General features: G+C 64.0%; 19 protein-coding genes. 6 read left to right on the top strand and 13 right to left on the bottom strand.

The genetic code is table 11. The annotated features are described in order from the left end of the window. Positions 1-61 precede the first annotated feature (61 nt). The 5 genes from CFR71_RS05315 to CFR71_RS05295 form a co-directional block, all read right to left on the bottom strand. On the bottom strand, positions 62-844 hold the full coding sequence (locus CFR71_RS05315) for a succinate dehydrogenase iron-sulfur subunit (protein WP_110528118.1): 783 nt from the start codon (positions 842-844) through the stop codon (positions 62-64). 26 nt (positions 845-870) lie between these two features. Continuing rightward, positions 871-2682, bottom strand: a complete 1812-nt coding sequence (gene sdhA / locus CFR71_RS05310; protein ID WP_110528115.1) for a succinate dehydrogenase flavoprotein subunit — start codon at positions 2680-2682, stop codon at positions 871-873. 100 nt (positions 2683-2782) lie between these two features. Further along, complete coding sequence (sdhD, locus tag CFR71_RS05305) at positions 2783-3211, bottom strand: succinate dehydrogenase, hydrophobic membrane anchor protein (RefSeq protein ID WP_110528112.1); 429 nt, start codon at positions 3209-3211, stop codon at positions 2783-2785. 1 nt (position 3212) lies between these two features. Continuing rightward, positions 3213-3605: a succinate dehydrogenase, cytochrome b556 subunit gene (gene sdhC, locus CFR71_RS05300; protein WP_239019471.1), complete on the bottom strand. Its 393-nt coding sequence runs from the start codon at positions 3603-3605 to the stop codon at positions 3213-3215. 251 nt (positions 3606-3856) lie between these two features. Beyond that, on the bottom strand, positions 3857-4888 hold the full coding sequence (locus tag CFR71_RS05295; protein WP_110528106.1) for an aspartate-semialdehyde dehydrogenase: 1032 nt from the start codon (positions 4886-4888) through the stop codon (positions 3857-3859). Between the two features lie 360 nt (positions 4889-5248). Between CFR71_RS05295 and zwf the strand changes: the two genes are divergently transcribed. Continuing rightward, a complete protein-coding gene (gene zwf / locus CFR71_RS05290; RefSeq protein WP_110528548.1) occupies positions 5249-6784 on the top strand; it encodes a glucose-6-phosphate dehydrogenase in 1536 nt (511 codons plus the stop codon). Positions 6785-6907: 123 nt separating this feature from the next. Here zwf and CFR71_RS05285 read toward each other — a convergent pair whose 3' ends face one another. The 3 genes from CFR71_RS05285 to CFR71_RS05275 form a co-directional block, all read right to left on the bottom strand. Next, positions 6908-7423: a Spy/CpxP family protein refolding chaperone gene (locus CFR71_RS05285; protein WP_110528103.1), complete on the bottom strand. Its 516-nt coding sequence runs from the start codon at positions 7421-7423 to the stop codon at positions 6908-6910. 67 nt (positions 7424-7490) lie between these two features. Further along, on the bottom strand, positions 7491-7778 hold the full coding sequence (locus CFR71_RS05280; protein WP_110560640.1) for a hypothetical protein: 288 nt from the start codon (positions 7776-7778) through the stop codon (positions 7491-7493). A 175-nt stretch (positions 7779-7953) separates the two neighbouring features. Then, positions 7954-8595: a 2OG-Fe(II) oxygenase family protein gene (locus tag CFR71_RS05275; protein WP_110528545.1), complete on the bottom strand. Its 642-nt coding sequence runs from the start codon at positions 8593-8595 to the stop codon at positions 7954-7956. Positions 8596-8870: 275 nt separating this feature from the next. On the opposite strand from CFR71_RS05275, the gene zapE reads away from it, so the two are divergent. The 5 genes from zapE to lpdA all read left to right on the top strand — a co-directional run bounded on the left by zapE (position 8871) and on the right by lpdA (position 16708). Further along, on the top strand, positions 8871-10082 hold the full coding sequence (gene zapE / locus CFR71_RS05270) for a cell division protein ZapE (RefSeq protein WP_110528098.1): 1212 nt from the start codon (positions 8871-8873) through the stop codon (positions 10080-10082). Positions 10083-10486: 404 nt separating this feature from the next. After that, complete coding sequence (locus tag CFR71_RS05265; protein WP_110528095.1) at positions 10487-13351, top strand: 2-oxoglutarate dehydrogenase E1 component; 2865 nt, start codon at positions 10487-10489, stop codon at positions 13349-13351. 20 nt (positions 13352-13371) lie between these two features. After that, entirely contained in the window at positions 13372-13572 is a 201-nt protein-coding gene (locus CFR71_RS05260; RefSeq protein ID WP_133251091.1) for a hypothetical protein, read from the top strand. Positions 13573-13636: 64 nt separating this feature from the next. Beyond that, entirely contained in the window at positions 13637-14887 is a 1251-nt protein-coding gene (odhB, locus tag CFR71_RS05255) for a 2-oxoglutarate dehydrogenase complex dihydrolipoyllysine-residue succinyltransferase (protein ID WP_110528088.1), read from the top strand. 75 nt (positions 14888-14962) lie between these two features. After that, positions 14963-16708, top strand: coding sequence for a dihydrolipoyl dehydrogenase (gene lpdA / locus CFR71_RS05250; protein WP_110528085.1), 1746 nt, complete (start codon positions 14963-14965; stop codon positions 16706-16708). Positions 16709-16967: 259 nt separating this feature from the next. Here the strand turns inward: lpdA and CFR71_RS05245 are convergent, their stop codons facing one another. From CFR71_RS05245 to CFR71_RS05225, 5 genes are all read right to left on the bottom strand, one after another. Beyond that, positions 16968-18695: a putative bifunctional diguanylate cyclase/phosphodiesterase gene (locus CFR71_RS05245; protein WP_110528082.1), complete on the bottom strand. Its 1728-nt coding sequence runs from the start codon at positions 18693-18695 to the stop codon at positions 16968-16970. Between the two features lie 45 nt (positions 18696-18740). Next, on the bottom strand, positions 18741-20966 hold the full coding sequence (locus CFR71_RS05240) for an EAL domain-containing protein (RefSeq protein WP_110528542.1): 2226 nt from the start codon (positions 20964-20966) through the stop codon (positions 18741-18743). Between the two features lie 391 nt (positions 20967-21357). Beyond that, positions 21358-21603: a DUF6587 family protein gene (locus CFR71_RS05235; RefSeq protein WP_110528079.1), complete on the bottom strand. Its 246-nt coding sequence runs from the start codon at positions 21601-21603 to the stop codon at positions 21358-21360. Between the two features lie 11 nt (positions 21604-21614). Beyond that, positions 21615-23465, bottom strand: a complete 1851-nt coding sequence (gene feoB, locus CFR71_RS05230; RefSeq protein WP_110528076.1) for a ferrous iron transporter B — start codon at positions 23463-23465, stop codon at positions 21615-21617. Further along, a complete protein-coding gene (locus tag CFR71_RS05225; protein WP_110528072.1) occupies positions 23462-23725 on the bottom strand; it encodes a FeoA family protein in 264 nt (87 codons plus the stop codon). Before CFR71_RS05225 ends, feoB begins: the two co-directional genes overlap by 4 nt. Between the last annotated feature and the right edge of the window lie 63 nt (positions 23726-23788).

Below are 23788 nucleotides of genomic sequence, written 5' to 3'. Positions count from 1 at the left end.
TCCGGCGCTTCGTTCGTCAATCCGTCACGGTCCATGCGCCGTGGGATCAAGGCGTTGGGGATCAGCCCTTGCGTTCCAGCTGAAGTTCCTTCAGCCGCCCGATCGCCTTGGCCGGGTTCAGACCCTTGGGGCAGGTCTGGGTGCAGTTCATGATGGTGCGGCAGGCATACAGCTTCATCGGATCTTCAAGCGCATCCAGACGCGCGCCCGCATATTCGTCGCGGCTGTCCGCGATCCAGCGATACGCCGCAAGCAGCGTGGCCGGACCAAGATAGCGGTCGCCATTCCACCAGTAGGACGGGCAGGAGGTGGAGCAGCAGAAGCACAGGATGCACTCCCACATGCCGTCCAGTTCCGCGCGTTCCTCGATGCTCTGCAGGCGTTCCCCGTCGGGCGGGGGCAGCGTGTCGGACTTCAGCCACGGATCGATGGAGCGCAGCTGCGCGTACGCACCGTCCAGGTCGGGCACCAGATCCTTGACGATCGGCATGTGCGGCAGCGGATAGATCGCCACGTCGCCATCAAGGTCACGGATCGGCTTGAGGCAGGCGAGCGTGTTTTCACCCGCGATGTTCATCGCGCACGACCCGCAGATCCCCTCGCGGCAGGAACGCCGGAAGGTCAGGGTGGGATCGATATCGTTCTTGATGTGGATCAGCGCATCAAGGACCATCGGACCAATATGGTCCAGATCGATCTCGTACGTATCGATCACGGGGTTGTCGTTGTTATCCGGGCTCCAGCGATAGATCCGGAATGACTTGACGTTCTTGGCGCCGGCGGGGGCGGTAAAGATCCGCCCTTTGCCCACCGTGCTGTTTCTTGGCAGTCTGAATTCGACCATCGTCTCGTTCCCTTTCCGCCGTGCGCTTAGTAAACGCGTTTCTTGGGGGGGAAGACCTGAACGTCGTCAGTCAGGGTCTTCATATGCACGGGGCGATAGGTCAGCGTGACCTGTCCCTTGTCGTCCATGTGGGCGACGGTGTGCTTCATCCAGTTCTTGTCGTCACGTTCGGGATAATCGTCGTGCGCCTGTGCGCCACGGCTTTCGTGACGGGCTTCGGCCCCGGCCATCGTTACGGTCGCGTTCGCCAGAAGGTTCTCGAACTCCAGGGCTTCCATCAGGTCGCTGTTCCAGATCAGCGAACGGTCGGAAATGGAGATGTCGGGAAGTTCCTTCCAGATTTCCGCGATCTTTTCCACGCCTTCCGCAAGGCTCTTGGTATTGCGGAACACGGCGGCATGCTTTTGCATCGTGCGCTGCAGGTTGGCGCGCATCGCGGCGACATGCGTCTTGCCCTTGGCATTGCGCAGGCGGTCGAAACGCTCGATGGCCTTGTCGCCTGCCCCGGGCGGCAGCGGCGGGATGGTTTCCTCGGTCTTGATGATCTGGGCCGCGCGCTGGGCTGCGGCACGGCCGAAGACAACCAGGTCCAGCAGGGAATTCGTGCCAAGGCGGTTCGCGCCATGCACGGACACGCACGCGGCCTCGCCCACGGCCATCAGGCCGGGCACCACGGCATCGACATCGTCGGCGGTGGGGCGGATGACCTCGCCATGGTAATTGGTGGGGATGCCGCCCATGTTGTAATGCACCGTCGGCAGGACCGGAACCGGTTCCTTGGTCACGTCCACGCCGGCAAAGATGCGCGCCGTTTCCGAAATGCCCGGCAGGCGTTCATGCAGCAGGTCCGCGCCGAGATGTTCCAGATGCAGCAGGATATAGTCCTTTTTCGGACCACAGCCGCGCCCTTCGTTGATCTCGATCGTCATGGCGCGTGAAACGACGTCGCGCGATGCGAGATCCTTGGCCGTCGGGGCATAGCGTTCCATGAAACGCTCGCCTTCGGAATTGGTGAGGTAGCCACCTTCGCCACGGCAGCCTTCGGTCAGCAGGCAGCCTGCCGGGAAGATGCCCGTGGGGTGGAACTGCACGAATTCCATATCCTGCAGCGGGATGCCCGCGCGCACCGCCATGCCGCCGCCGTCGCCGGTGCAGGTATGGGCCGATGTGCACGAGTTGTAGGCACGGCCATAGCCGCCGGTCGCCAGGACGACCATCTGCGCGCGGAAACGGTGCAGCGTGCCATCGTCGAGGCACCATGCGACAACGCCCTTGCACGCGCCCTTTTCGTCCATGATCAGGTCGATGGCGAAATATTCGACGAAGAATTCGACGTTATGCTTCAGGCACTGCTGGTACAGCGTATGCAGGATGGCATGGCCCGTGCGGTCGGCCGCGGCGCAGGCGCGGGGCACGGGGGCCTCGCCATAATTGCGCATGTGCCCGCCGAAGGGGCGCTGGTAGATCTTGCCCTCTTCCGTGCGGGAGAAGGGAACACCCATGTGTTCCAGCTCGTACACGGCGGGGACGGCCTCGCGGCACATGTATTCGATGGCGTCCTGGTCACCCAGCCAGTCCGATCCCTTGACGGTATCGTACATGTGCCAGCGCCAGTTGTCCTCGGCCATGTTGCCAAGCGACGCGCCAATGCCGCCCTGTGCGGCGACGGTGTGGCTGCGTGTGGGGAAAACCTTGGTGATGCAGGCGGTCTTCAGGCCGGCCGCACCCATGCCAAGTGTGGCCCGAAGGCCGGAACCGCCGGCACCGACCACGACCACGTCATAGGCGTGATCGACGATCTTGTAATTGCCGGGGATTGGGGATGTGATCGCATTCATTGTTTGGACGTGTCCCGATGCTCGTTCGGACTGCCGGGCGGGGTTGACCGGACCGCCAGTCCGCGAATGTCTCTGTCTTGCCGGTGGCGTGGCGCGCGCGTCAGCTCGCGGCGATTCGCCCGCGCGTGGTGGCAAGCGCCAGCTTCAGAACGGAAATCGCGCCGAACACGCCCAGCAGGAAAATCACGCTTTTCATCAGCAGGCTTGCCGGGACATGCGCCTTGCCATGCACATAGTCATCGATGATGACCTGCAGGCCCAGCTGCGTGTGGTAGAATGTCAGGATCACCAGCGCCATCATCATGGTGGCGTTGACAGGCCTGCCGCCCCACTTCGCGACTTCCGGCTGGGATGCCCCGGCAAGGCGGAAGACCTGGATCACGAACCAGCCCGACAGCGGCACCAGCGCCACGGCCGACACGCGTTCCGCCCACCAGTGGGCGACGCCGCTCTTGCCGGAACCCAGCCCGCGCGCGCGCGACAGCTGCGAACGCATGACGGTGATATGCGGTTTGTGCTGAGTACTCATGTCAGGAGGCCCTCTTCTTCGAGCGACAGGCTGCGACGCCAAGGATGCTGGCAACCAGCGCCAGCGTGACGCCCACGGTCACACCTGCGGCCACGGGACCGTCCTCGTTGATTTCCTTCTTTTCGAAGCGGGCGCCGCTGTCCCACATCAGGTGGCGAATCCCCGCCACAAAGTGATAGACCAAGGCCAGGGCCCAGCCAGCCAGGGCAAGCTTGCCCAGCGGATGGCCGGTCACCTTGCGGACCTTGGCAAATGATTTCGGTCCCTTTGCGGCAGCGCTGATCCAGCAGATGCCAAGCGCGGACCCCACGGTGGCGGCAACGCCGGCCGCGCGGTTCGCGATTGAAAGGAACATGGAAAGACGGAAGCGGTAGACCTGGAGGTGCGGGGACATTGGCCGCCTGGTCAGAGTTCCGTCGCTTCGGTGCCCTACATAGAGCGCATCACGGACATCCTGCATGGTCGTCTCGTCAATTTCCCTGTTATGGCTTCGGTTTGTTCCGTTGCCTTGTATTATTCGGTCCTACGCCCCCCGATGGGTGTGGTCAACGCAGGCCCGGAACACGAGGTTGAGAGACGCCCCGAATGTATTGATCCAAGCATTGGCGCGGACGCATGGCTGATCCGCGCCAAAAAGGCATGTATTCAGGCGCGCCTGCCGGGTCCCAGCAGGTCGAGCGCAATCATTGTTTCCGCGATTTGAACCGCGTTCAGCGCGGCCCCCTTGCGCAGGTTGTCCGACACGCACCAGAAGCCGAGTCCGTTGGGGACGGTCGGGTCGACCCGCAGGCGCGAGACATAGGTCGCGTCCTCTCCCACCGCCTCGACCGGGGTGACATAACCGCCATCCTCGCGCTTGTCGTGGAGCACGACTCCGGGCGCCTCGCGCAGGGCCGCGCGCGCGCGCTCGAGATCGACAGGCTCCTCGAACTCCACGCTGACGGCCTCGGCATGGCCGATGAACACCGGCACGCGCACGCATGTGGCAAAGACGGCGATATCGGGGTCGAGGATCTTGCGCGTCTCCACCGCCATCTTCCATTCCTCCTTCGTCGCGCCGTCATCCATGAAACGGTCGATATGGGGAATGCAGTTGAAGGCGATCTGCTTGGTGAACTGCTCGGCCTGCGCCGGGTCGCCCACGAAACTGCCGCGCGTCTGGGTGAACAGTTCGTCCATCCCGCCCTTGCCCGCGCCCGCGACGGCCTGGTACGTCGCGACGACCACGCGCCGGATCGTGAACAGGTCATGCAGCGGCTTGAGCGCCACGACCATCTGGATGGTGGAACAGTTGGGGTTGGCGATGATGTTGCGCTTCGCCTTTTTCACATCATTGGGATTGACCTCCGGCACCACCAGCGGAACGTCGGGTTCCATGCGGAAATGGGAGGTATTGTCGATCACCACGCATCCGGCCCTGGCCGCGCGGGGGGCGTACGTGGCGGAAACCTTCCCGCCGGGCGAAAACAGCGCGACATCCCATCCGGTGAAGTCGAAATGTTCAAGGTTGCGCACCTTGAGCACCCGGTTTTCCCCGAACGAGACTTCCTGCCCGGCCGACCGGGCGGAGGCCAGCGCCACGATGTCGTCCACCGGAAAGCGCCGTTCGGCCAGTGTCTTGAGTATTTCACGCCCGACGGCACCGGTGGCACCCACCACCGCAACGCGGTAACCCATTGGATAATCCCCTGATGATGCGCCGGTGTCCCTGGAGCATATCCAGATCAGATAAGGACGCGCCGACGCGGATTTGCAGACAGTCGTTAAGCGTCCCGACACCTAGAGCCTGCGTGCGGGTGGTGCAAGCAACACGATATTTTTCCCGAATCTTTTTATCTATTGCCGGGACATCCTTCCTGTCTTTGCACATGATGCTGTTTGAGCAGGCGCAAGGCGCGCGGTCCCGACATGGTGGTATGGTCCGTCATGTCCGGTGGCGTGTTCCCGCGCCCGGGCGGATTTTCTGCGTGGGCGGCGCGTTGTCACGGCAGACGGCCTCCCCCGCGCGAAAACACAGACAAAGGACTGTCACGGATCATGTCTTTACCTGACGCCAACCCTGCCTCTCCGACGCCGCGCGCGCCTGCGGGCGTCCGGCCGGCCCCGGCCTGCACGCTGGTGATTTTCGGCGCGCATGGTGACCTTACCAAGCGTTTGCTGATGCCGGCGCTGTACAACCTCGCGGGGAGCGGGCTTCTGGATCCCGCCTTCCGCATCATCGGCGTGGACCATGTCGCCAGCACCACCGCGCAGTGGCGCGATGGCCTGACGGAGATGATGCAATCCTTCACCCACGACCCCAACGCCGAATTCCATGCCCCCAGCATCAACGCCACGCAGTGGAAATGGGTGTGCGACCGGCTGGACTATGTCCAGGCCGATTTCGGCGACCTGGCGCAGATCCGCGCGCTGGGGGAAAAAATCGATGGCAATGCGATCTTCTACCTCGCCGTGTCCTCGCGCTTTTTCGCCCCGGTGATCGAAATGCTGGGCCGCGCGGGACTCGTGACCGAAACGGGCGGCCACTTCCGCCGCGTGGTGGTCGAAAAGCCGTTCGGCGCCGACCTGCGCAGCGCGCGTGAACTCAACCGCCGGATCCTGGCGGTGCTGCAGGAAAGCCAGGTTTATCGCATCGACCATTTCCTGGGTAAGGAAACGGTGCAGAACATCCTCGCCATGCGGTTTGGCAACCTGCTGTTCGAACCGCTGTGGCGCAACGAATTCATCGACCATGTCCAGATCACCGCGGCAGAGACGATCGGCGTGGAACAGCGCGGCGCGTTCTATGAACCCACCGGCGCGCTGCGCGACATGATCCCCAACCACCTGTTCCAGCTTTTCGGCATGGTGGCGATGGAGCCGCCGAATTCCTTCTCCGCCGACACGGTGCGCACCAGCAAGGAACAGCTGTTCGAGGCGGTGCGCCCCATTTCCCCCACCGACGCGGTGCGCGGGCAGTACGCGGCGGGCACGGTGGAAGGCAAGCCGGTCATCGCCTATCGCGACAGTCCGGGCGTCGCGGCCGACAGCACGACGGAAACCTATGTCGCGCTGAAACTGCATGTCGATAACTGGCGCTGGGCCGGGGTTCCGTTCTACCTGCGCACCGGCAAGTCGCTGGGTGGCCGCCGGACGGAGGTGGTGGTCCAGTTCAAGAAGCCGCCGATGATGATGTTCCGCGACACCGAAACGCACGAACTGCCGCCCAACCGCATCATCCTCAATATCCAGCCCGCGCAGGGACTGACGATGGAAATGGGGGCCAAGCGTCCCGGGCCACGGATGGACCTTGCCGACGTGCAGGTGCGTTTCCGGTACGAGGACGTTTTCGCGCAGTCTCCGAACGTCGGGTATGAAACCCTGCTGTATGACTGCCTGATGGGCGATGCCACCCTGTTCCAGCGCGCCGACAATATCGAGGCGGCGTGGCGCGCGGTTGATCCCGTGCTTCAGGCATGGGCGGGCAATGGCACCGGCCTTGAAATCTATCCCGCCGGCGCGACCGGGCCGAAAGGGGCGGACGAACTGCTCGAACGTGACGGACGGGAATGGTATCCGCTTGACGGGGCCTGATCCGCACGGCGTTCCCTGAACGGGAACGGATAAAAAAAGGTTGTGGCCGTCATCCGGCCACAACCTCATATGGACGGCTGTCCGCCGTCCGGTATCCTGCCCCCGCGTGGGGCAGGCTGCGCGTTATTTCGCTGCGGTGGAGGCGTCGGACGCGGCCTGTCCGTCCTGTGCCGCAGCCTGGTGTTCGCCATGCTGTTCGTCGCCCATCCGGAACAGGGCGTCGGCATTCTTCTTCTGCTTCTTGGAGAAGGAGGCATAAAGCGGCACGAACGCCTGGCTCAGCGTCTGCATGTCCTGCGCGCGTTCGGCCACCAGGGCGGCATAGGACTGCATGTTGTCGGTCGCGCTCAGCGTGGCGAGGGACGAGCGACGGTTTTCGATCGCGTCATGCAGGCGGCTGGCGTTGTCGCGCATGTCCTGCGCGAACGGCGCCCACAGCTTTTCCTGTGCCTTGGTGATGTGCAGCTGCTGATGCAGCGTGCTGATATGTTCTTCCAGCTGTTCCGGCGTGGGATCATGCGGCGTATGGGCAAGGGGGGCCGTCGCGGCGGCGGGCGCGGGCTGCGTGGGGGGGACGGCAGCCATGGCGATACCCGGCAGCATGAGGGCGGCGACAGGCAGAATACGGCGAAGAATCATGACAGTATCCCTTCAGATCTGTTCAGGTGGTCGGGTGGGATGCAAACGCGGCGGGTAAGACCGGGGTTCAGTATCCGTAACCATAAGGGGAAGGGGAATAGTAGGTCGGCGGCGGCGGCGGCGGGACCGGCTGCGGCGGGTAATAGGCAGGCGGCGGGGCCACGGCGCGGTCCGCCAGCGTGCTGCCGATCATCGTCCCGATTGCAAGGCCCGCGATGCCGCTGCCGATCGCAAGCCCGGCGCCACCGCCCCGGCCCCGGCCGTCATGCCATCCACCACGTGGCGGCGGCGGCGGGCCGCCGCGCCTGCCCCATCCCTGTGCCTGCGCGGGTGCGAGGGGAAGGGTCGCGGTCATCAGCGTCAGCGCTGCGCTCGCGACGGCAAGGAACCTGGGAAATCGTGAAAACCGCTTCAATGCGAGAACCCTTATCCAATGGTACGTAAAAAGGGAAAAAGCCGGATAATCGTTGTGTCAGCCGATCATCATCATAGCATCCGGCATGTCGAAATCATGGCTGTGATGGCCTCCCTTATGCCGCAATCCCCAGGCGTTTCGTCAATGCCGACAGGCGATGACGGCGCAGTTCGCTGCGCGCCCGCGAATCGTTGGTCATGTAGTTGAGCTGTATGGTGTGGCGCACCCCGACAAAGCGGCGGTGGCCATGCCATGTGTTCTCCCCGTTGGGAAAGACCACCAGCGTGCCGTTCACGGGCGGGATCTCCGCCGCGTAATCCTCGATGTCATGTTCGCCGCGCAACAGCCGCAGGCAGCCTTCGTGGCGGCCCCACGCGCCGTCGTCGGTATTGAGGTACAGCAGCACCGTCACCCGCTTGGAGGACGAGTCGCGATGGATGCGCCCGTCCTGCGCCCGCGTGCGTCCCCGCAGGGTCAGCATCGTGGGCGCGTCATGCAGGTCCAGCCCGAATTTCGCCGCGATGATATCGCGCAGACCCGGCCCTTCAAGCTGGTCCACCAGCTGGCGGATCAGCGGCGAAAGGTTCAGCGCGTCAGGGGGGTAGGATCCGCCCGACGGGAATGCCGGCAGCGACGCCACCGCCGCATGCAGGTCCGCAGCCCCGATGAAATGGGGCACGACCACATGGGGGAACGGATCTGTAATGACCCCGGCGTTTTCCAGCGCGGCATAGTCGGGCGTGATGGGTATGGTCATGCGATCCTGTATGGCCACGGCAAAGGTACGGGGATCGAGATTACGGCTGAGTGATCCGCCCCGCAAGGCTGGCGTCATGCCGGTGTCGCCGGGGCTGGTGTCGCAGGTATGGGCCATGATGGGAAATGAACGCGGCGCGGGGTGGGGCGGACCCATCACAAATGCTCCATTTCCCGCCCTTTGCGTTCACCAGATGGAGAGAACCCCCGCAACGGCGGCATATGGCGGTTTTGTGCCCTTGCGGGGGGTGCGCGGAGGGATTATCGGCGTTGGACATGGATACCGAAATTCGCACCGCTTCCGCCCCCCTACAGCCGGTTCCGCAAGGCGATGCCGGCCCCTTCGCAGTGTACGAGGCCCGCGTTGCCGCGGGGAAGCTCGACCGCGATCCGGAACAGGAAAAGGCGGCCCGCCGCCTGGACCAGCTGTGGCGCGAACTGCGCGACTATCACCCGGTAGTGATGCAGCGCACGGCCGCGCGCCATGGCCTGTTCAGCGGCCTGCGCGCGCGGCTGGGCCTGGGCGCGGGGCGCGGGGCGCAGTCAGGGGCCACGCGACCGCGCGGCGTCTATATGGTCGGGCAGGTCGGGCGTGGCAAGACGATGCTCATGGACCTGTTTTTCGACCTTGCCCCGGTGGAGCACAAGCGCAGGGTCCATTTCCACCGCTTCATGCAGGACGTCCACCAGCGCCTGCATGACATGAAGGTGGCGCAGCCCGACATTGCCGATCCCATCCCGCCGCTGGCGCGCCAGATCGCGCAGGAGGCGTGGCTGCTGTGTTTTGACGAATTCCAGGTCAATGACATTGCCGACGCGATGATCCTGGGGCGGCTGTTCGAATTCCTGTTCGCGGATGGCGTGGTGGTGGTCGCGACCTCCAACACCAAACCGGAGGACCTGTTCCAGGACCGCCCCGGCGCGGATGCGTTCAAGCCCTTCATCGACATCATCATGCGCGAGGTTGATACCGTCATCCTCGATTCCCCGCGTGATTACCGCCGTGGCGGCGTGCGGGGGATGCGGACATGGATCGTGCCCCCCGACGCGGCGGCGAAGGCGGAACTCGATACCATCTTCACCCATCTTGCCGCGGGCGCGCCGGTGCAGCCGGTCGACCTCGACATCATGGGCCGCATCCTGCATGTCGCGCGCGCGGCGGGGCCGGTGGCGCGCTTCGACTTTTCCGAACTGTGCGGGCGTTTCCTCGGGGCGGGGGACTACCTCGCGCTTTCGACGCGCTTTCCCAACCTGATCATCGACAACGTGCCGCGCATGGGACCTGACAATTTCGACGAGGCCCGGCGCTTCATCGTGCTGATCGACGCGGTGTACGAACAGAACGTGAAGCTGTTCGCCTCGGCCGAGGACCAGCCCGATTCCCTCTACCAGCGCGGGCAGGGCGCCAAGGCGTTCGAACGCACCGCCTCCCGCCTGGAGGAGATGCAGAGCGCGGCCTACATGCAGTTGCCCCATCTGTCGGCGTAGGCGTCGCGACGGTGCCGCGCGCCATGGGCATCATGATGGCGTGTGGGCGGCGTGGGGGTCACGCCATCGTGACGCCCATGGCGCGGCTGTGACTGGCGGGGCGGTAGGCAAAGCAGCCGGTCTTTGCTTGGGTAGTCAAGGAAGTTCCCAGTGTCGGAATTGCGCCGTGTGGCGCTGTGTTTTCATCATGTTTTCCCGCGTCGCGCGGGCGGTAAACGAAAATGTCAGCATGCGTCCACAGCAATCCTGACCTTGATGAATGATGGCGACACCCATGGCCGGGTGTCGCTAGGGTAAGGGCCATAAGCCGGCCTGCGGGAGGGGGAGATCGTTACGCTTTCCCCATCGCGGGACCGGATAAATAACGCGGCCGACAAGGTCGTCAGTGAGGAGATGTCTTCAAGATGGCGGGCGTAGATATTCTTTCGACCGCATTCAGCGGCTCCAATACGGCCTATCTGGCCGAATTGTATGCACGCTGGGCGGCGGACCCCAAAAGTGTCGATCCCTCTTTCGCGTCCCTGTTCTCCGAAATGGATGAACAGAGCGCGGAAATCGAACATGATGCCGAAGGCGCGTCGTGGGCCCCGCGCGCGCCCATGATTACCGGCGACGAACCCCCTCCCGCCCCGGCGGGTGGCAAGGTTTCCGCCGAAAGCCTGCATGCGGCGGCGGATGACAGCCTGCGCGCGACGCAGCTGATCCGCGCCTATCGCGTGCGCGGTCATCTGGAGGCGCGGCTGGACCCGCTGGGCCTGCAGGTGCCCAAGCCCCATGCCGACCTTGATCCCGCGACCTATGGCTTCGGTCCCAAGGACATGGACCGTCCCATCTATCTGGGGCGTATCGTCGCCAGCCTGATCGGTTCGGAAACCGCGACCATCAACCAGGTGCTCGACGCGTTGCGCGCGGTTTACTGCGGACCGATCGGCACGGAATACATGCATATCCAGGATCCCGAACAGCGGATGTGGGTGCAGGCCCGTCTGGAGGGCGACAACTGGCGCCAGGGTGCCAGCGCGCAGGAAAAGAAGGTCATCCTTGAACACCTGACGCAGGCCGAAGGTTTCGAATCTTTCTGCCAGAAACGCTATGTCGGCACCAAGCGCTTCGGGCTCGAGGGCGAGGACGTCACCATCCCCGCGCTGCATGCCGTCATCGACCAGGCCGCAAGCGGCGGCGTGCGTTCGGTTGCGATCGGCATGCCGCATCGCGGGCGCCTCAATACGCTCGTCAACATCGTGCGCAAGCCCTATACCGCGATCTTCAGCGAATTCGCCGGCGCATCGTTCAAGCCGGACGACGTGCAGGGGTCGGGGGATGTGAAATACCATCTCGGCACCTCCACCGACGTGGAGATCGGCGGCAAGCCGGTCCATATCTCGCTCCAGCCCAATCCTTCGCATCTCGAGGCGGTCGATCCGGTCGTGATCGGCAAGGTGCGCGCGACGCAGGACGATGACGACCCGCACCAGCGCGGCCGCCACATGGGCATCCTGCTGCATGGCGACGCGGCGTTCGCGGGACAGGGCATCGTTTACGAAACGCTGGCGATGTCGCAGCTGATCGGCTATCGCACCGGCGGCACCGTGCATGTCGTGGTGAACAACCAGATCGGTTTCACCACCGTGTCGATCCATGCGTTTTCGGGGCTGTACTGCACCGATATCGCCAAGGCGGTCCAGGCGCCGATCTTCCACGTCAACGGCGACGAGCCCGAGGCCGTTGTCTATTGCGCGCGCCTTGCCGCGGAATTCCGCCAGAAGTTCGCGTCCGACGTCGTCATCGACATCGTGGGCTATCGCCGTCACGGCCATAACGAGTCGGACGAGCCGTCCTTCACGCAGCCGATCATGTACAAGGCCATCGCCGCGCGCCCGACCATCCGCACGCTGTATTCCCAGCGTCTGGTGCGCGAAGGCGTCATGACCGAGGCCGAGGTCGAGGGCGAATGGAACGCCTTCCACGAAAAGCTGGAAGCTGCGTATCAGGCGGCGCAGGGTTACAAGCCGAACAAGGCCGACTGGCTGGAAGGCGCGTGGCAGGGGCTCAAGCCGCCGCCGGTCGACGCCATCGTCACGATGCCCAAGACGGGCATCGCCATCGATCGCCTGCGTGAAATCGGCGCGGCGCTGGCCAAGGTGCCCGATGATTTCAACGCCAACCCGAAGATCGTGCGCCAGCTCAAGGCCAAGGCGAAGATGTTCGAGACGGGCGAGGGGATCGACTGGGCCACGGGCGAGGCGCTGGGCTTCGGCTCGCTGCTTCTGGACAAGCACCATGTCCGCCTGTCGGGCGAGGACTGCCAGCGCGGCACCTTCAGCCAGCGCCATGCCGTGCTGATCGACCAGATCAACCAGAACACCTATGTGCCGCTGAACAATATCGACCCCAAGCAGGCCCATATCGAGATCTACAACTCGCTGCTCTCCGAATTCGGGGTGCTGGGCTTCGAATACGGCTACTCCCTGGCCGACCCGAACGCGCTGGTCCTGTGGGAAGCGCAGTTCGGTGACTTCGCCAACGGCGCGCAGGTCATCATCGACCAGTTCATCGCCTCGGGCGAGACGAAATGGCTGCGTATGTCGGGCCTCGTCATGCTGCTGCCGCACGGTTACGAAGGGCAGGGGCCGGAACACTCCTCCGCCCGTCTGGAGCGCTATCTGCAGCTCTGCGCCGAGGACAACCTGCGTGTGTGCAACCTGACCACGCCGGCCAACTATTACCACGCGCTGCGCCGGCAGCTGTTCCTCGACTATCGCAAGCCGCTGATCATCATGACGCCGAAGTCGCTGCTGCGGAACAAGCTCGCGGTGTCGGAACTGAAGGATTTCGGGCCGGATACGACCTTCCTGCCGGTGATCGGGGAAATCGATCCCATCGCCGACCCGAAGAAGGTGGAGCGCGTCGTGATCTGTTCGGGCAAGGTCTATTACGACCTGCTGACCGAACGTCGGGAGCGCAAGCTCGATACGGTCGCGATCGTGCGGCTGGAGCAGTTCTATCCGTTCCCGGCAAAGCTGCTGGGCGACGAACTGGCGCGCTATCCCGATGCAAAGGTCATCTGGTGCCAGGAAGAACCCGCCAACATGGGGGGCTGGGACTTCGTGGACCGTCGCATCGAAGGTGTCCTGGGCAGCATCAAGCACAAGAGCGCGCGTCCCGAATATGTCGGCCGCGTCGCCGCCGCCAGCCCGGCCACCGGCCTTGCGAAGGTTCACCTCGCGGAACAGGCCGCGTTGGTCAATCAGGCGCTGGGCGTGGCGTAACGCGCCATGGGGCGGGAAACATGGCACCCACAAGGAGCATGCTTCCCGTCGCGCCGGTCAGGTATTGCGCCGGGCGCCAGCATGGGCATCGTCGCATGGACATGCTGGCGCGTGGCATGAAACAGGGTCCGGTCCACGCCATGGGCCGGGCAGGGTTAACAGGCCGGATGGCGGTCACCCCGCCATGCGAACAAGGTCTGGTTCAGGAACTGTCACGCTGATCCATCGGGGTTCACGAAACAGCGTGGATGCGCGATGGATCGGCAAAGGGATTGGAAAATAGGAATGTCTGCCGAGATCAAGGTGCCGACGCTGGGTGAAAGCGTAACTACCGCAACCGTTGCGAAATGGCTGAAGCAGCCGGGTGATGCCGTGTCCGCCGATGACCCGGTGGCCGAACTGGAAACCGACAAGGTCAGCGTCGAGGTTCCGGCCCCGCAGGCGGGCGTGCTGGGTCCGCTTCTGGTTCCCGAAGGGGCGGAAGTCGAGGTCGGCACCGTCCTGTCCACCGTCGAGAAGGGCACGGGCAAGGCCCCCGCGCCGAAGGCGACCCCGGCCCCCGCGCCCGCCGCTGGCGTGCAGGCCCAGCCGCTGAGCACCGGCCCCGTCGCGCGTCCCGCGACGCCCGCGTCTGACGTCGCGGCCCAGGGCGCCGCGCACGCGCCGTTCCCCGCCGCGCAGAAAATCATGACGGAACAGGGTGTTTCCGCGGCACAGGTCGGCACCGGTTCGGGCAAGGACGGTCGTATCACCAAGGGCGACGTGCAGGCGTTCCTGTCGCAGCCCCGTACGGCCGCCGCCCCCGTCGCGCCGCGTCCGCCGCGTCAGGACGACCCGCGTGAGGAACGCGTGAAGATGACGCGCCTGCGCCGCACCATCGCGCGTCGCCTGAAGGACGCGCAGAACACGGCGGCGCTGCTGACCACCTTCAACGAGGTGGACATGTCGGCCGTCAAGGCGATGCGCGCGGAATACAAGGACGCGTTCGCCAAGAAGCATAACGGCGCCAAGCTGGGCTTCATGTCGATCTTCAGCCGCGCGGTCATCGCGGCGCTGCAGGAATTCCCCGCGATCAACGCGGAAATCGACGGCGATGACGTGATTTATCGCAAGTTCGTCAACCTTGGCATCGCGGTCGGCGGCCCGAACGGCCTGGTCGTGCCGGTGATCCGTGACGCGGACCAGAAGAGCTTTGCCGAAATCGAAAGCGCGATCGCGGGCTTTGGCAAGAAGGCGCGCGAAGGCACGCTGAAGATCGACGAACTGTCGGGCGGCACGTTCTCCATCACCAATGGCGGCATCTATGGCTCCCTGATGTCCACCCCCATCATCAACGCGCCGCAGTCGGCCATCCTTGGCATGCATTCCATCCAGGATCGCCCCGTCGCCGTGGACGGACAGGTCGTGATCCGTCCGATGATGTATATCGCGCTGACCTATGACCATCGCATCGTCGATGGCAAGGAAGCCGTCAGCTTCCTGGTCCGGGTCAAGCAGAACGTGGAAGATCCGCGCCGTCTGCTGCTGCAGGTCTGATGCGGCGGGCGGGATGGCCGGTTTGCGGTCTCCCGCCTGATCCTCCATGATCACCGCAAGCAGGACAGAGATAGAATGACCATTGAAATCAAGGTTCCGACGCTGGGTGAAAGCGTCACCACCGCAACAATCGGCAAGTGGCTGAAGCAGCCGGGTGATACGGTGTCCGCCGACGACCCGATCGTCGAACTGGAAACGGACAAGGTCAGCGTGGAAGTCCCCGCCCCGCAGGCGGGCGTGCTGGGCGCGCACAAGGTGGCCGAAGGGGACGAGGTCGAGGTCGGCGCGGTCCTGACCACGCTGGAACCCGGCGGCGCTGGTGCCAGGCCTGCGGCCCCCGCGGCGGCCCCGAAGGCCGCAGCATCTTCGGCACCCGCTGCCCCTGCCGCCACGTCCGCCCCGGCGGCGAAGCCCGCGGCCGAAGCCCCGGCCGAAACGGATTACGATGTGATCGTGATCGGTGCGGGTCCCGGTGGCTATGTCTGCGCCATTCGTGCGGCACAGCTGGGCTTCAAGGTGGCCTGCGTTGAAAAGCGCGCGACCCTTGGCGGCACGTGCCTGAATGTCGGCTGCATCCCGTCGAAGGCACTGCTGCAGCAGTCCGAGAATTTCCACGCCGCCAAGGATGAATATGCCGACATGGGCATCATCATCGACAGCGTGAAGCTGGACCTTGCCCGCATGATGGCGCGCAAGCAGTCGGTGGTCGACGCCAACGTCAAGGGTGTCGAGTTCCTGTTCAAGAAGAACAAGATCACCTGGCTGAAGGGCGAAGGCCGCGTCGAGGGCACGGGTCGCATCACCGTCAATGGCAAGCCCGTGACAGCGAAGCATATCGTCGTCGCCAGCGGCAGCGACAGCGCCACCCTGCCGGGTGTCGAGGTCGATGAAAAGCAGATCGTGACCTCCACCGGCGCGCTGGAACTCTCCGCCGTGCCGAAAAAGATGGTGGTGATCGGCGGCGGCGTGATCGGCCTTGAACTGGGCAGCGTGTGGCATCGCCTTGGCGCGGAAGTCACGGTGATCGAATATCTCGACCGGCTGGTGCCGGGCACGGATAACGAGATCGCCAAGCAGTTCCAGCGGATCCTGACCAAGCAGGGTCTGCAGATGAAGCTGGGTCACAAGGTGACGAAGGCCGTCAAGGGCGCGAAGGGTGTTACCCTGACGGTGGAACCGTCGGCGGGTGGCGCTGCTGAAACGATCGACGCGGATATCGTCCTGGTGGCGATCGGCCGCACGGCCGCCAGCAAGAACATGGGCCTGGAAGAAGCGGGGATCGCGCTGGACAAGCGTGGCCGTATCGTGACGGACGCCCATTACGCGACCAACGTGCCGGGCATTTATGCCATCGGTGACGTGATTGCGGGGCCGATGCTGGCGCACAAGGCGGAAGAAGAAGGCGTTGCCGTGGCCGAACTGCTGGCCGGGCAGGCCGGGCATGTCAATTACGGCGCCATCCCGGCCGTCGTCTACACATGGCCGGAAGTCGCGACCGTGGGCAAGACCGAGGAAGTGCTGAAGGAAGAAGGCGTCACCTACAAGGTTGGCAAGTTCCCCTTCACCGCCAATGGCCGCGCGCGCGCGATCGGCATGACCGATGGTTTCGTCAAGGTGCTGGCGGATGCCAAGACCGATGCGGTGCTGGGCGTGCATATCATTGGCCCGATGGCGGGCGAACTGATTGCCGAATGCACCATGGCGATCGAATTCGGCGCATCGTCGGAAGATATCGGCCGGACCTGCCATGCGCATCCCACGCTGAGCGAGGCTGTCAAGGAAGCCGCGCTGGACGTGGAAAAGCGCGCCATCCATATCTGATCCGCGCTCCGTCCGGGATGGGACAGCCTGCCCTGTCCCGGGTGGGGATGCTCATCGTGGCGCATGAAAAAAGCCTTCCGCACGATCGGGGATTTCCCCGCCCATGCGGAAGGCTTTTCATGTCAGCAAAAGGCAGGCCCAATAATACCGTGGAATGACAAAAGTTTTGGTGAAGCTTTTTGCAAAAAGCTTCACAAGGACGCCGCCTTTTTGGATGAAAGGCGACACCCAAAAACTTTTGTTGTTTTCAGGCAGCCTCTTAGTTCAGCACGTTTTCCCATGCATGTTCGCGCGTGACCCGGACGAGTTCCGTGGCCGACACCGCGTGGGAAATGAAGAAGCCCTGAATGTAATCGACCCCCAGCTTCGTCGCGATGTCGAACTGCTTGCGCGTTTCGACCCCTTCGACCGTAACCGACAGGCCAAAGCCATGGCCCAGCCGGATCAGGGAGGCCAGGATGTCGCGATCCTGTTCGCGCGTGTCGATATAGCGCACGAGACTGCGGTCGATCTTCAGCGATTTCAGCGGCAGGTTCTTCAGCGTGGCCAGGCGCACGGTCCCGTGGCCGAAATTGTCCAGCGCAAGGCCAAAGCCGTCCTCGGCCAGGCTCTTGAGCCGCAGCTGGCTCTTTTCGGCGCGGCGTCCCTGCAGCATGTGTTCGGTGACCTCCAGCATGAAGGTGCCGGGATCCATCTTCAGGTGCCGGATTTCACTCAGCAGGTCGACCTGCTGGTCCAGGCTGAGCAGGTCGAGGTGCGACAGGTTCACCGCCAGCCGCAGGTTCGGCAGGCCGGCCTTTTTCCACATGGCGATGTCGTCATGGAACGACTGCACCAGATGGGTCTCCATCTCCTGCGCCAGTCCCGAATCGGCGAAGACATCGGTAAAGGCCCCCGCCGACAGCAGGCCGCGCTGCGGATGGTGCCACCGCATCAGGGCCTCGGCCTGTTCGATCTGTCCGGTGCGGCAGTTCAGGATCGGCTGGTAATACACCTCGAACTGGTTCTGCTTTACGCCGGCGCGCGCTTCCTTGAGGATCTTGGCACGTTCCAGCGCCGTCTTATGCAGGCTGGCGCTGAACATGCGGGCCTGCTTGCCCCCGGCCTGCTTGGCGGCATACAGCGCCACGTCGGCGTTCTTCTGCACATCCTCCAGCGTGTCGGACGCGGTCAGCGGCGTGGCCCCGATACTGCCGGATACGCGCACCGTGGCGGATTCCAGCTCGATCGGTTCCTCCAGCAGCGCCTGCAGCCGCGTGAGGATGCTTTCAAGCGAATTCTCACGCAGGCTCTTGTGCAGGATGATCGCGAATTCATCCCCGCCCAGGCGGCTGGTGGCTTCTTCCGTGCCGACCAGTTCGACAATGCGCCGTCCGATCGTGCGCAGCACCATGTCGCCGGCGTGATGGCCGTGGATATCGTTGATCTGCTTGAACCCGTCGAGGTCGAACATCACCAGCACCCGTTCCTCGGTGGGGGTGAGCTTGCACTGCTCCAGCGTCGCGATCAGGCTGGCATTGAACCCGCCACGGTTCAGCAGGCCGGTCATCGTGTCGGTGGCGGCCTGGACCTTCAGCCGCTCCTTGGTGTTCATCAGTTCGGTGATTTCGAAGCGCGCGGCGACAAAGCCGATGATGTTCCCGTCCGAACCATGATGGGGAATGATCGTGGTCGCCACCCAGTAATGGCTGCCGTCCTTGGCCCGGTTGCACAGGTTGCCGTGCCATGTCCGCCCTGAATAGATGGTGCGGTACATGTCGCGGAAAAACGCGCGGTCGTGCATTCCGGAATTCAGGAGCCGGTGCGTCTGTCCCAGCAGTTCCATGCGCGAGTACTGGCTGACATCGCAGAATTTCTGGTTGACGTAGGTTATGACGCCCGCCCTGTCGGTTACGGCGACAATCAGGACATTATCGACGACATCAGCCCAGAAATCGGCATCTTCATGTGTAAGGGCCCGGAGCCGGTCGTCGTGTCTGGCGGACATATGAAACCTCGGAACAGAACAATACGCTGAAATGATGTCGTAACTTTAATTCGATTTATTTTTTTCCGATACCGTCTTTGGCTTTTTTGCGGGATCTGCCAGTTCCCTGATCGTGCGGCGCTGGCGCACCCACTGTTCCAGGTCCTTTGGCGCCAGCGGTTTGGCGAACAGGTAGCCCTGCATCACGTCGCATTTCAGCTCCTCCAGCAGATGTCGCTGCTGCTCGGTCTCCACCCCTTCGGTCACGACCGTCATGCCCAGGCGCGACCCGATGCCGATGACGGCCATCGTCACCGCCTGCGCATTGGTGTCATGTTCGAAATCGTTGATGAAGCTGCGGTCGATCTTGATTTCCGTCAGCGGCAGGCGCGTCAGCCGCGACAGCGAGGAATAGCCCGTGCCGAAATCGTCCATCGACAGACCCGCGCCAAGGGTCCGGATGGCCTGCAGCACTTCCTCGGTATCGCTGCTGCTGTCCATCATGACGCTTTCGGTGATTTCCACCGTCAGACGGTCGGGCGTCAGGTTATAGTGCCTGAGCAGGTTCGCGATGTATTCCGGCAGGGCGCGGTTGCGGAAATGCACCGCCGACAGGTTGACCGCCACGGTGGGGACATGAATGCCGTCGCGGTCCCACTGGACCATCTGGCGGCACGATTCCTGCAGGGACCAGCGGCCGATGGCCTCGATCTGTCCGGTTTCCTCCGCCACCGCGATGAAGCGGGAGGGGAAGATGTTGCCAAGGTGTGGATGATGCCAGCGCGACAGCGCCTCCACCCCGCACAGTTCCAGCGTATGGGTGCGCACCTGCGGCTGGTAATGCAGGTTCAGCGCCCCGCGCGCCAGTGAATCGCGCAGTGCGGATCCCAGTACCAGCCGGTCCTGCGCCACCTGGTTCTTTTCGAAATTGGCGAAGCGGTAGGTCCCGCGCCCCTCCGCCTTGGCCTGTCGCATCGCCACGTCGGCATTGCTGAGCAGGGATTCGCTGTCGGGACCGTTGTCGGGGAAGGTGCTGATGCCGACGCTGCAGGAAATGGTCAGCGTGTTCTGTCCGATCTGCATCGGCTTGGCGATGGTGTTGATCAGCATTTCCGCGAACTTGATCGCGTCTTCATTGCGGCAGTTGGGCACGGCCACCACGAATTCATCGCCGCCGGAGCGGCTGACGATATAGTCGTCCTTGGCGATGGAGCGGATGCGATGGGCGATTTCCACCAGGAACTGGTCGGCATAGACATGGCCCAGCGCGTCGTTGATGTCGCGGAAACGGTCGATGTCGAGCATGAAGATCGCGAACTGGTGGTTGCCTTCCTGCTTGGCGATCATGCCCTCCAGCACCTTGTGGACGGAGGAACGGTTCAGCAGGCCCGTCAGGGAATCGAAGTTCGACAGATGGGAAATATGCTGCTTGGTTGCGTTCTGCTCGAACGCCAGGGCGCAGAAGGGAAGGCAGGAATCAACGATGCGCTGCGGCCAGGAATTGCGCTTGTGGTCATTGTCGCGCGAATACAGCGCGAAAATGCCCGAAACCTCGCCCGTCTGTGTCTTGACCGGCGTGGAGAAGCACTGCTGCAGCCCCAGCGAAATCCCCAGCGAGCGATAGCTGTCCCACACCAGCCGGTTGGCCTGCGACGCGTCCACCCGCAGCTTTTCCATCGCGGTGGAGGACAGGTGGATCGTCTCCAGCGCCGCGCGGTACCGCTTGGGCAGGGTGGGGGACGACAGGACCCGCAGGCGTCCCTCTGGCGTGATGAGCATCAGGACCGCCACGGCCCCCGGCACGAAACCTTCCACCCGGCGGCACAGCAGGTCGGCCACGTCCTGGATCAGCATGTCGCTGGCGAGCGCCTGCAGCACGTCGTTCTGCAGGATCAGGATCTTGCGCTGCTGGCTTTCGTTGGTGACGTTCTTCATCACCCCCATGTAGTAGATGCGCCCTTCGCCGGTCAGCACCTTGGAAAGCGACAGTTCCCCGCAGACATATTCCCCGTCCGCGCGGGCGAATTCCACCTCGCGCGAGGTGCCGACGATCTTGCTGACGCCGCTGCGGCGGTTCTTGTCGATGAAGCTGTCATGGTCGGCGCGGTGCACCAGCGGCACGAGGGTGCTGACATTCTTGCCAATCACGTCCTGCTTGGGCAGGCCCCACAGGTTTTCAGCAGCTTTGTTGAAAAAGATGACGTTGTTCTTGTCATCGATAATCACCGTCGCATCAATGGCCTGCTCAAGTGCCGATAAAAGGACTTCAGCGCTTAGATGGGACTTGCTCATCATCAACCTCGGGGGAGAAAGGGAAAAGGATCATAAGGCCTGTGGGCCCGAAAGTCATGCCGCCGGGGTCGACCTTGATATGCGGGATGGCCGGTCTGCGCCCCAGCCCATTGCGTGCGATGGCTGCGGGTGCGTGCCGGTCTGAAAATACAAAAGGGAACCCGACGGTCCTTTTGTCAGGAAAGGGCCGGTATCCACAGGCTCTGTTTTTGAAGTGGGAAAATGCAGGCTCCGGGGGGGATGTCAATTCACGCCGCAGGGTCATAGGGAAGTTTCCCGGAGAAAAACAGATAAAATTTATGCCATCTGGAAAAGGGAGGACTGGTTTGCCGCTCCGTAATGACATGCGACAGGCATCGACGAAGCGTAATGACCAGATACTAATGAATGGTTATTTTTGGCCCGGCTGGCAGCCGGTGCGCGTATCGGCGCACCCGGCGCATCCCCCGCATCCGCCCTTGGCGCGGGGCAGTGCGCGGCGTGTCGCGATGCGGGTCCAGCCCGCGGGCGCGCCCATGCCGCGCAGCACCGTGGCAAGAAGGCGCCACCCCGCCATGCCGATGCGCGGAAACATCCGGCCTGTCCAGTAAAGGGCGCATATCAGTACGACGCAGGCCACCATAATCGACTGGATCATGAAGTCTTCCTTCAGAACAGCAGTGCGAGGTGATAGGTCAGGAACGCCGCGACGTAGGCAAGGGCAAACAGGTATCCCGCCGTGATGCCGACGGTCCGCCATGACGCGGTTTCGCGCCGGATGACGGCAAGGGTTGCGACGCATTGCGGGGCATAGACATACCACGCCAGCAGCGACAGGGCGGTCGCGACACTCCAGTGCGTGGGCAGGAGCTGGCCCAGCATCGCGGCCTGGTCGGCATCGGCGCCCGCATCGCCGATGGCATAGACGGTGGCCAGCGCGCCGACCGCCACCTCACGCGCGGCGAGGCCGGGGATCAGGGCGACGCAGATCTGCCAGTTGAAGCCCAGCGGTGCGAAGATGGGCAGCATGAGATGGCCGATGCGCCCCGCCAGGCTCCAGTCGATGGCCGGTCCCGTGGCCCCCGGCGGGGGCGCGGGAAAGCTGGAGAGCGCCCAGAGCAGGACCGTCAGCGACACGATGGTTGTCCCGACCCGCACGAGGAAGATCCGCGCCCGTTCCGTAAGGCCGAGCAGCAGGTCGCGCGGGTTGGGCAGGCGATAGGCCGGAAGTTCCATCAGCAGCGCCGCTTCCTGCCCGCGCCCGCCCCGGCGCATCACGCGCGCGACGATCAGGGCCGTCAGGATGCCCGCGGCATACAGCCCGAACAGCACCAGCCCCTGAAGGTTGAGGAAGCCACCCACGGCACGGTGCGGCACGAAGGCCCCGATCAGCAGCGTATAGACCGGCAGCCGCGCCGAACATGTCATCAGCGGGGCGATCATGATGGTCACCAGCCGGTCGCGCGGGTTCTGGATGGTGCGGGTCGCCATGATGCCCGGCACGGCGCAGGCGAAGCTCGACAGCAGCGGGATGAAGGAGCGTCCGCTCAGCCCCGCCACCGACATCAGCGGGTCCAGCAGGAAGGCCGCGCGGGGCAGGTAGCCCGATTCCTCCAGCACCAGGATCCACAGGAACAGGATGAGGATCTGGGGCAGGAAGGTCACCACGCTGCCGGCCCCGGCGATGACGCCGGTGACCAGCAGGCTGCGCAGCACGCCATCGGGCAGGAGGCGGCCCACCGCCTCGCCCAGCCAGCCCATGCCCGCGTCAATCCCGTCCATCAGCGGCTGGGCCCAGGCAAACACGGCCTGGAACATCACGAACAGCAGCACCGTCAGGATCAGCGGCCCCCACACGGGATGCAGGACCCAGCGGTCGAGGCGTTCCTCCAGCCCGGTGGAAAGGGGATGGGTGCGGGTGACGCAGTCGCCAAGGATGCGCCGCACGATGGCATGCAGGTCCGCATCCGCCGGCAGTGGAGGCGGCGGCGGGGGAAGCGGCGCGTCAAGCTGCGCCAGAAGGTCCGCCGCCCCGTCGCGGCGGATGCCCACGGTGGCGACCACCGGCATGCCCAGTTCGGCGCGCAGGCGCGGCAGGTCGATTTCCACGCCCTTCCTGCGCGCGGCGTCGATCATGTTGACCGCCAGCATCATCGGGCGGCCCAGCTGGCGCATTTCCAGCACGAAACGCAGGTGCAGGCGCAGGTTGGTCGCATCGGCGACGCATACCAGAAGGTCGGGCACGGGTTCGCCGCGATAGGTCCCGGCGCAGATGTCGCGCGTGACCGCCTCGTCCGGGCTGGTCGCGACCAGGCTGTAGGCGCCGGGCAGGTCGAGCACCCGCAATTCGTGGCCATGCGGCGTGGTCAGGCGGCCTTCCTTGCGTTCCACCGTCGCGCCGGCATAATTGGCGACCTTCTGCCTGCTGCCGGTCAGCAGGTTGAACAGGGCCGTCTTGCCACAGTTCGGGTTGCCCACCAGCGCGATGCGCAGGGTCCTTGGCGGGGTCATCACGTTCATGACGGGGTTTTGTCCAGCGGGGCCTTGTCCACATGGACGATGACGCGCGCGGCTTCGTCACGGCGCAGGGCGAAACGGGTGAAACCGATGCGCACGGCGATCGGGTCGCCCCCCATCGGGGCCGTGGCGACCACGCATACGGGTTCGTCCGGAACAAAGCCGAGTTCGCGCAGGCGTCCCGCCACGGGATCGGGCTGGCCTGCCTCTTCCACCCGATCGATGATGGCCTCCATCCCGCGTGGAAGTTCATTCAGTCGCATCTGTATCCTGCAAGCGCGCGATTGTCGCGAAAGGCGCGCCAAAAACAAATAATAAGAATTAAT

This window comes from Novacetimonas pomaceti (assembly GCF_003207955.1).
In the GTDB taxonomy this organism is placed as follows: Bacteria; Pseudomonadota; Alphaproteobacteria; order Acetobacterales; family Acetobacteraceae; genus Novacetimonas; species Novacetimonas pomaceti.
Note: the sequence above shows the minus strand (reverse complement) of the source record. Positions and strands in the feature narration are given on the sequence as shown.